Raw genomic sequence first — 8283 nt, 5'->3', positions numbered from 1 at the left:
GTGCGGATCTTTTCGGCCGATTGCTGCACCTCGGCGACGGTCGCGCGGATCGACGCGTTGGTTTCCACGGTCGAGCGAGTGGCGGACTGGATCGCGGCGATCTTGGCGGCGATGTCGTCGGTCGCGCGCGCGGTCTGATTGGCCAGACTTTTCACTTCCTGCGCGACGACGGCAAAGCCGCGGCCCGCGTCGCCGGCGCGTGCCGCCTCGATGGTGGCGTTCAGCGCCAGCAAATTGGTCTGCCCGGCAATGTCGCGGATCAGCCCCAGGATCGATTCGATCGACTTGGCATGGTCAGACAGCGTTTCCGACATGCCGACCGCGGCGCCCGCCTGGCCGGCGGCGCGGGTGGCGATATGGGCGGCGGCCTCCACTTCGGTGCGGGCATCCTCGATCGCGCGGATCAGGCCGGCGGCGGTATGCGCGGCCTCGCGCATCGCAATGGCGGACTGTTCGGCGGCGGCGGCGACTTCGCTCGTCTTGCCCAGCATGCCGCGCGTGCTGCTGCTGGTGCGGCCGGTCTGCGCGCGCAGAGCACCGCCTTCCTCGGTCACGCTTTCGACGATCTTGGCGATGCCGTCGCGGAAATCATTGGCCAGCCGGTCGCGCGCCGCCTGCATGTCATGGTCGTGATAGGCGTTGTAGATGGCAACGGTGATCTCCGCCTCCAGCGCCGACAGCCGCATCAGCGTGTCGCACAGGTGCATACGGTCATCGCCTGGCGCCACACGGCGGGTGATGACGTCGAGCGCGGCCCGGTCGCTGGCGGTGATCATCGACAGCAGCGCCATCGGTTTCGCGCCCCCGGCATAGGCAGAGGCAACCGACCGCTCGATCGATTCGACCCAGGCCCGGCCGGCGGTGTCGGTAAAGCGGTTGCGCAGGAAGGTGCAGCCGATATCGATCATGCGCTGCGTGTCCATCGGCGCCCAGTTGCGCTCATGCGGAAAACAGCGGACCCATTGTTGCCAGAACGCCTCCGACACGGCGCGCACTTCGGGTTCGATGACCACCCATGCTTCGCGCGCGCGCTGCATCAGCGTGCCGTCAACATCGAACACGCGCAGCCGCGCATCGATGTCGATCTGGGCTGCGGCATGGCCAAGCGGGGGCAGTTGCTGGGTCGTCAACGTCATTTCTCCATCTGCGCCGGGTCGGGCTCGGTGGGGCTTTTGTCGAACCTTGGTAAGCGGCTTTGGTTAAAGCTGGGTTAGCCAGACCCTGGCGGCCGCTGCAGCGCCTGAGCGGTTGCAACATGCGCGCCCGCCGGTAATAGGGGCGTCAACACACCTACCGGGGAAGGATCACCGCCTTGGCACTCCAGCGCAAGCCGCGTCCGCTGTCGCCACATCTGAGCATCTGGAAATGGGGGCCGCACATGCTGGTCTCCATCCTCCACCGCGTGACCGGAGACGGGATGGCGCTGGTCGGCATCGCGCTGTTCACCTGGTGGCTGGCGGCGCTGGCCGGGGGCGAGGCGAGCTATGCCGCCTTCATCGACATTTTCACTTATGCCAATGGCCGGCTGAACGCGCTGGGCTATCTGTTCGGCATCGGCCTGACCTTTGCCTTTTTCCAGCATCTGGCCAGCGGCATCCGCCACTTCGTGCTCGACACCGGCGCCGGCTATGAGCTGAAGGGCAACAAGCTGGGCGCGCAGGCGACCTTCTTCGTCTCCATCCTTGCCACGGCCGGTTACTGGGCCTTCTTGCTTTCGGGGAATTGAACCATGGGAACCGGAACCCAGATCGGCCGCGTGCGCGGCCTGGGCGCGTCGAAACAGGGGCCGCACCATTGGTGGCACCAGCGGCTGACGGCGGGCGGCAACATCGTGCTGATGGCGTGGCTGCTCGCCGCGATCGCGCTGCTGCCGGGGCATGACCGCACCGCCGTGGTCGCCTGGCTCTCTTCGCCCTGGGCGGCGATCCCGATGCTGCTGCTGGTCTATTCGGTGCTGTATCACGCGCGGCTGGGGCTGCAGGTGCTGCTGGAGGATTATCTCCACGGCCCCTGGGGCAAGGCGATGCTGGTGCTGCTCAACTTCGCGACCATCGGCGCGGGCGCGACCGCGCTGTTTTCCATCCTGAAAATCGCCTTTGGAGGCACGGCTGCATGAGTGCGTACAAGATCATCGACCACAGCTATGACGCGGTGGTGGTGGGTGCGGGCGGCTCCGGCCTGCGCGCGACGATGGGCATTGCCGAGGCCGGGCTGAAGACCGCCTGCATCACCAAGGTGTTCCCGACGCGCAGCCACACCGTTGCCGCGCAAGGGGGGATCGCCGCCAGCCTGGGCAACAACTCGCCCGATCACTGGACCTGGCACATGTATGACACCGTGAAGGGGTCTGACTGGCTGGGCGACCAGGACGCGATCGAATATATGGTGCGCGAGGCGCCAGCGGCGGTTTACGAGCTGGAACATGCCGGCGTGCCGTTCAGCCGCAACCCCGATGGCACCATCTATCAGCGCCCGTTCGGCGGCCATATGCAGAATATGGGCGAAGGCCCGCCGGTGCAGCGCACCGCCGCCGCCGCCGACCGCACCGGCCATGCGATGCTGCACGCGCTCTATCAGCAGAGCCTGAAGTACGACGCCGATTTCTACATCGAATATTTCGCGCTCGACCTGATCATGGAGAACGGCCAGTGCCGGGGCGTCATCGCGCTGTGCCTGGAGGATGGCAGCATCCACCGGTTCCGCAGCCATGCGGTGGTGCTGGCCACCGGCGGCTATGGCCGGGTCTATTATTCCGCCACCTCCGCCCACACCTGCACGGGGGACGGCAACGCGATGGTGCTGCGCGCGGGGCTCCCCTTGCAGGACATGGAGTTCGTGCAGTTCCACCCGACCGGCATTTACGGCGCGGGCGTGCTGATTACCGAGGGCGCGCGCGGCGAGGGCGGTTACCTGACCAACAGCGAGGGCGAGCGCTTCATGGAGCGCTATGCCCCCAGCGCCAAGGATCTGGCCAGCCGCGACGTCGTCTCGCGCTGCATGGCGATCGAAATCCGCGAAGGGCGCGGGGTGGGCAAGGAGAAGGACCATATCTTCCTCCACCTCGACCATATCGACCCCAAGGTGCTGGCCGAGCGGCTGCCCGGCATTACCGAGACCGGCAAGATCTTCGCCGGCGTCGATCTGACGCGCCAGCCTTTGCCGGTGGTGCCGACGGTGCATTACAATATGGGCGGCATCCCCTGTAACTATCATGGCGAGGTCGTCCGCCTGAAGGACGGCAACCCCGACAGCGTGGTGCCTGGCCTGTATGCGGTGGGCGAGGCGGCGTGCGTTTCCGTGCATGGCGCCAACCGGCTGGGCTCCAACTCGCTGATCGACCTGGTCGTGTTCGGCCGCGCGACGGGGCTGCGGCTGAAGGAAACGCTGAAGCCCGGCACCCCGCACAATCCGCTGCCCAAGGGGTCGGAGGAGCAGGCGCTCAGCCGGCTCGACCATTTCCGGGGTGCCGCCGGCGGCACGCCGACCGCGAAGATCCGCCTGGAAATGCAGCGCACCATGCAGAAGCATTGCGCCGTGTTCCGCGACAATGCGCTGCTGAGCGAAGGCATCAGCAAGATCGGCAGCATCTATCAGGGGTTTCAGGATGTGAAGGTCAGCGACCGCTCGCTGATCTGGAACACCGATCTGGTGGAGACGCTGGAGCTGGACAATCTGCTCGCGCAAGCCGTGGTGACGGTGAATTCGGCGGCCAACCGCAAGGAATCGCGCGGCGCGCATGTGAACGAGGATTATCCCGAGCGCGACGACGCCAACTGGATGAAGCACAGCATCGCCACCTTCGAGGGCTGGGGCGGCAAGGGCGGCACGGTGGCGATCGATTACCGCCCCGTGCACGACTATACGCTGACCGACGAGGCGGAGTATATCAAGCCGAAGAAGCGGGTGTATTGAGGGGCCGGCCGCTGCCCCCGCTTGCCCGTTGACGGCGAACCCCGCTTGGCGCGAGGGTGGCGCATCGGCGGGAGGCAGGATTTGCGGATCAAACGGGGGTTTCTGGCAATCATTGCGGGCGTCGCGGGCGTTGTCGCCGGGGTGGCGGGCGCGGCGTTCGCGCAGCAGGCCGAGCAGCCCGGGGCGCATGGCGCACCGCCGCCCTTCTTCAATGCGCTGACGCCTGAGCAGGCGGCCTATTATGCCGGGGGCGGCAGCACGGTGGAGCATCACCGCGATCCGGTGCGCGCGCTCGCCGAGGCGCGGCTGCTCGAGCGGCAGCTGGCGGCGCTGCCCGCGCAGCGCAAGGGCGTGGTCGACACCTATGTGGTCAGCATCGCGCTGGACAGTGACGCCGTGTTTTCGCGCGAGGCGCGCGAGGCGGGGCGCGTGCTCGCCAGGCGTTACGATGCCGCCGCGCGCACCATCACGCTTGCCGGGCCGGACGGGCGCGGCGCGCCCCGGCTGGCGCGGGGCAGCCCGGCCAATCTCGACCTGGTGCTGGCCCGCATCGCCGAACTGATCGACCGGGACGAGGATGTCGTCATCCTCTACACCACCAGCCACGGCGCGCCGTTCGGCATCGTCTATAATTATGGCGACGAGGGCTGGGGCGTGGTGAGCCCGACCCGGTTGCAGACGGTGTTCGAGGTGCTGGGCATCCGCCAGCGGCTGGTGATCGTCAGCGCCTGTTTCTCCGGCGTGTTCGTGCCTGCGCTCGCCAATAGCGACACCGCAATCCTGACCGCAGCGTCGGGCGACCGCACCTCGTTCGGCTGCCGCTCCGACAATGACTGGACCTTTTTCGGCGACGCGCTGGTCAACCAGGCGCTGCGCAAACCGCAGCCGCTGGAAAAAGCGGGGGCGGAAGCCACCGCGCTGATCGGCAAATGGGAAGGCGATGCGCGGCTGAACCCGTCCATGCCGCAAATGCTGATCGGGGAGCGCGCGCGCCGCTGGCTGGCGGCGATCGACAAGCGCGTGCCCGCCACCGCCGGCGCCCCCGTCGGCCGGCCGGCAACCGCCATACTGCAATAACACAGTCTTGCAATCGGCGCGAAATCGGGCAGGCTGGGCGACAACAGCGAAAGGGAGTCGCATGGGTCTCGTCATCCGCACCGTGATTGTCGGCCTGGTGGTGGGGGGCGTGGCCGCCTGGCTCTATGGCGGCGGCCTGCGGCTGGGCTGGGTCGGCACGATCGCGATCGGCATTGGCGGCTCGTTCGTCGGCGGCGCCATCGCCAGCCTGTTCAGCAAGCCCCGCGACGGCGAGGTGGTGCACCCCGCCGGCTGCCTGATGTCGATTCTGGGCGCGCTGGTGCTGATCTTCGCGCTCAGGCTGTTTCATTTGCTGTAGGGCCTGGCTGTCTGCCGCTCCGCCTCCCCTTCAGGGGAGGAGGTCGGGAGTTGGGGCCTCGATGCGGGGCGCGACGATGCCCGAGATGCCCCACCCCAACCCCTCCCCTGAAGGGGAGGGGCTTGGTCGAACCGCCCGGCGGCACCGCCAACGGTCCGCCGCAAACCGCTTGCGCTGGCGCACGGCTCGTCTATGAAAATGCACGCTTCGTCGATGGAGTGTGCCGATGTCCGAGCGTAAAGAGCGCAGCCCCGGGTTCAAGCTGGCCATGGCGCTGGTGGTCGCCGCGATCCTGACCATCCCGCTCTTTACCGTCTATCTGCTGGTTTATGACCGGCAGAACCAGTCCGAAGTCGCACGCAATTCGATTGCGGAGGGCTGGGGCGGGCCGCAGACCATGGCCGGGCCGGTGCTCGTAATTCCCTATCAGGAACAGACCACCGAAACCGTGACCGAGGGCGGCAAGCAGGTGACCAAGACCAGCATGGTCTGGCGCGAATTGTCGCTGGCGCCGGAGATGGCGGACATCAGCTCCACGCTCACCCCCGAACGGCGGCAGCGGTCGATCTATGAAGCGGTGGTCTATGGCGCGCGCACCAGCGGCAAGGCGCGCTTCGCGCTGCCGGCGGACCTGCAGCGGTTTGGTGTCAGCGTCGGGCAGTTGGCGCTCGACCGGGCCGAGCTGCGCTTTGGCCTGTCGGACGCGCGCGGGCTTTCCGGCCCGCCGCCGAGCGTGGCCATGAACGGCACCGCGCGCGTGCTCCAGCCGGGCAAAGGGCCGGCTGAAACCAACGGATCGGGCTTTTTCGCCTGGGTCGATGCCGCGGTGCTGAAAAATGGGCCGATCGCGGTGGACTATAGCTTTGAATTTCGCGGCAATGGCTGGCTGACCCTGGTGCCGCAGGCGGGCGATACGCGCTGGTCGGTCAGCTCGCCCTGGCCCAGCCCCAGCTTTCAGGGCGGCTTCCTGCCCGCCAAGCCCCGCGTCGGCGCCAAGGGCTTTTCGGCGGTCTATCGCGTCGGCAATCTGGCATTGGGCCGGGCGCTGGTGACGGCGCGGGCCAGCCAGCCGGACGAGGCACAGCCGGGCGGCCGCGACACGGCGGCGCTGGCGCGCGCGCCCGGCGATTATGAGGCGCGGGTGACGCTGATCAACCCCGTTGACCTTTACAGCCAGGTCAACCGATCGGTGAAATACGGCTTTTTGTTCATCGGCTTCACCTTCGCGGCGTTCCTGATGTTCGACGTGGTCGCGGGGGTGCGCGTGTCGACGGTTGAATATCTGCTGGTCGGCGCGGGGCTGGTGCTGTTCTTCGTGATGCTGCTCGCCTTTGCCGAAGTGGTCGGCTTTCTCGCCGCCTATCTGATCGCGTCGAGCGCGATCGTCGGGCTGCTGTCGGCCTATTCGGCGGCGGTGCTGAAGAGCTGGCGACGCGCGGGCTATATCTTCGCGCTGCTCGCCGCGCTTTACGCCGTGCTCTACATCCTGCTCAATCTGGAGGCTTATTCGCTGCTGATCGGCTCGGTGATGCTGTTCGTGGCACTCGCCGCCGTCATGTACCTCACCCGTAATATCGACTGGGGTCGATTGAGCGGCCGGGAGGATGAAGCGCTGCCCGACGACCGCGCGCCCGCGACCATCGCCTGAGCCGGCCGGCCCCGGCGGTTGCTGTCCGCCGGGGCCGCGCGGTGCGGGTTCAGATCGAGAAACCGCCGTCGATGTCGATCGTGGCGCCGGTGATATAGGACGCGTCGTCGCTCGCCAGAAACGCGGTCAGCGCCGCAACTTCCTCCGCCGTGCCATAGCGCTTCAGCGCGGTCAGCGGCGTCAGCACCGGGGCGAAGCCGCCATCGGCGGGGTTCATGTCGGTGTCGATCGGCCCGGGCTGGATGACGTTGACCAGGATGCCACGCTCGCCCAGATCGCGCGCCCAGCCGCGCGCCAGCCCGGCGACCGCCGCCTTGGTGGCGCCATAGATCGCGCCGCCCGGCGTCGGCACGCTGTGCGCGTTGACGCTGCCGATGATGAGGATGCGGCCATGGTCGCGCAGATGCGGGATCGCCGCGCGGGTTGCGGCAAAGATGCCGTCGACATTCACGCCGAACTGGCGGCGGAACTCGGCATAGTCGGTCTGATCGACGGGGGCATAGCCGACAACCCCGGCATTGTGGACGATGATGTCGAGCCCGCCCAGCGCGTCCGCCGCCTTCTCAACGGCCGTGGCAGCGGCGGCGGGGTCGGCTGCGTCGGCCTGGATCGCCAGCCCCTGGCGCCCGGCTGCGGCAATCGCGCCGACCACCTCGTTCGCGGCCGCGCCATTGGCGGCAAAGGTAATCGCGACATCGGCACCCTCTGCCGCCAGCCGCCGGGCGATCGCCGCGCCAATGCCGCGCGAGCCGCCGGTTACAAAGGCCTTCTTGCCTTCCAGACGCTTGCTCATCTCGTTGATCTCCTTGAATACTGGTCGGCAGGCGCCGGCCGCGCAGCACAGGTCGTGGCGGCGGGCCTGCGGTTCAATCGGGCGCGGGCGGCGATTCCTTGGGGGCGGCGAAGAAAAACCATCCGCCCCAGCCGGCACGATAAGGGTTTGAAAGCCGGGGCGCGCCATTGTATCGCCCCATCATTCCCCGGGGCGCGCGCCCCCAAAAAGCTTCAGGAAGAAGGACGCAATGGCCGAGTTTCTCCTCCCCGCCAACAGCAAGATTTCGAACCAGGGCAAGACCCACAAGGCCGGCGGCGAGGCAAAGCGCGTCAAGAAGTTCAAAATCTATCGCTATGATCCCGACAGCGGCGAAAACCCGCGCTACGATACGTTCGAGATCGATCTCGACGAATGCGGGCCGATGGTGCTCGACGCGCTCATCAAGATGAAGGCGGAGAGCGATTCCACGCTCACTTTCCGCCGCTCGTGCCGCGAGGGGATTTGCGGTTCCTGCTCGATGAACATCGACGGCAAGAACGGCCTCGCCTGCAC

9 protein-coding genes are annotated in these 8283 nt (G+C 67.3%); 7 read left to right on the top strand and 2 right to left on the bottom strand.

Translation table 11 applies throughout. From position 1 onward, the window contains the following. Positions 1–1136 (bottom strand): methyl-accepting chemotaxis protein (locus K2Y03_RS00275; RefSeq protein ID WP_294087315.1); only part of this gene is annotated, 1136 nt, incomplete at its 3' end. 176 nt (positions 1137–1312) lie between these two features. Here K2Y03_RS00275 and sdhC point away from each other — a divergent pair. The 6 genes from sdhC (at position 1313) to creD (ending at position 6956) form a co-directional block, all read left to right on the top strand. Then, positions 1313–1726: a succinate dehydrogenase, cytochrome b556 subunit gene (gene sdhC / locus K2Y03_RS00270; RefSeq protein WP_294087313.1), complete on the top strand. Its 414-nt coding sequence runs from the start codon at positions 1313–1315 to the stop codon at positions 1724–1726. 3 nt (positions 1727–1729) lie between these two features. Further along, positions 1730–2116: a succinate dehydrogenase, hydrophobic membrane anchor protein gene (sdhD, locus tag K2Y03_RS00265; protein WP_294087312.1), complete on the top strand. Its 387-nt coding sequence runs from the start codon at positions 1730–1732 to the stop codon at positions 2114–2116. After that, positions 2113–3912: a succinate dehydrogenase flavoprotein subunit gene (gene sdhA / locus K2Y03_RS00260; protein ID WP_294087310.1), complete on the top strand. Its 1800-nt coding sequence runs from the start codon at positions 2113–2115 to the stop codon at positions 3910–3912. The genes sdhD and sdhA overlap by 4 nt, the downstream gene beginning before the upstream one ends. 81 nt (positions 3913–3993) lie before the next feature. Further along, positions 3994–4989 carry a C13 family peptidase gene (locus K2Y03_RS00255; protein ID WP_294087309.1) on the top strand — a complete coding sequence of 332 codons (996 nt, stop codon included), beginning with the start codon at positions 3994–3996 and terminating at the stop codon, positions 4987–4989. Between the two features lie 61 nt (positions 4990–5050). Further along, positions 5051–5308: a GlsB/YeaQ/YmgE family stress response membrane protein gene (locus K2Y03_RS00250; RefSeq protein ID WP_294087307.1), complete on the top strand. Its 258-nt coding sequence runs from the start codon at positions 5051–5053 to the stop codon at positions 5306–5308. A gap of 226 nt (positions 5309–5534) precedes the next feature. After that, entirely contained in the window at positions 5535–6956 is a 1422-nt protein-coding gene (creD, locus tag K2Y03_RS00245; protein WP_294087305.1) for a cell envelope integrity protein CreD, read from the top strand. Between the two features lie 49 nt (positions 6957–7005). On the opposite strand, the gene K2Y03_RS00240 is transcribed toward creD, so the two are convergent. Further along, entirely contained in the window at positions 7006–7749 is a 744-nt protein-coding gene (locus K2Y03_RS00240; protein WP_294087304.1) for an SDR family oxidoreductase, read from the bottom strand. A 229-nt stretch (positions 7750–7978) separates the two neighbouring features. On the opposite strand from K2Y03_RS00240, the gene K2Y03_RS00235 reads away from it, so the two are divergent. Continuing rightward, positions 7979–8283: 2Fe-2S iron-sulfur cluster-binding protein (locus K2Y03_RS00235; RefSeq protein WP_294087302.1), on the top strand; the 305-nt coding region annotated here is incomplete at its 3' end.

The sequence above is a fragment of the Sphingomonas sp. genome (assembly GCF_019746015.1).
Lineage (GTDB): Bacteria > Pseudomonadota > Alphaproteobacteria > Sphingomonadales > Sphingomonadaceae > Sphingomonas.
Note: the sequence above shows the minus strand (reverse complement) of the source record. Positions and strands in the feature narration are given on the sequence as shown.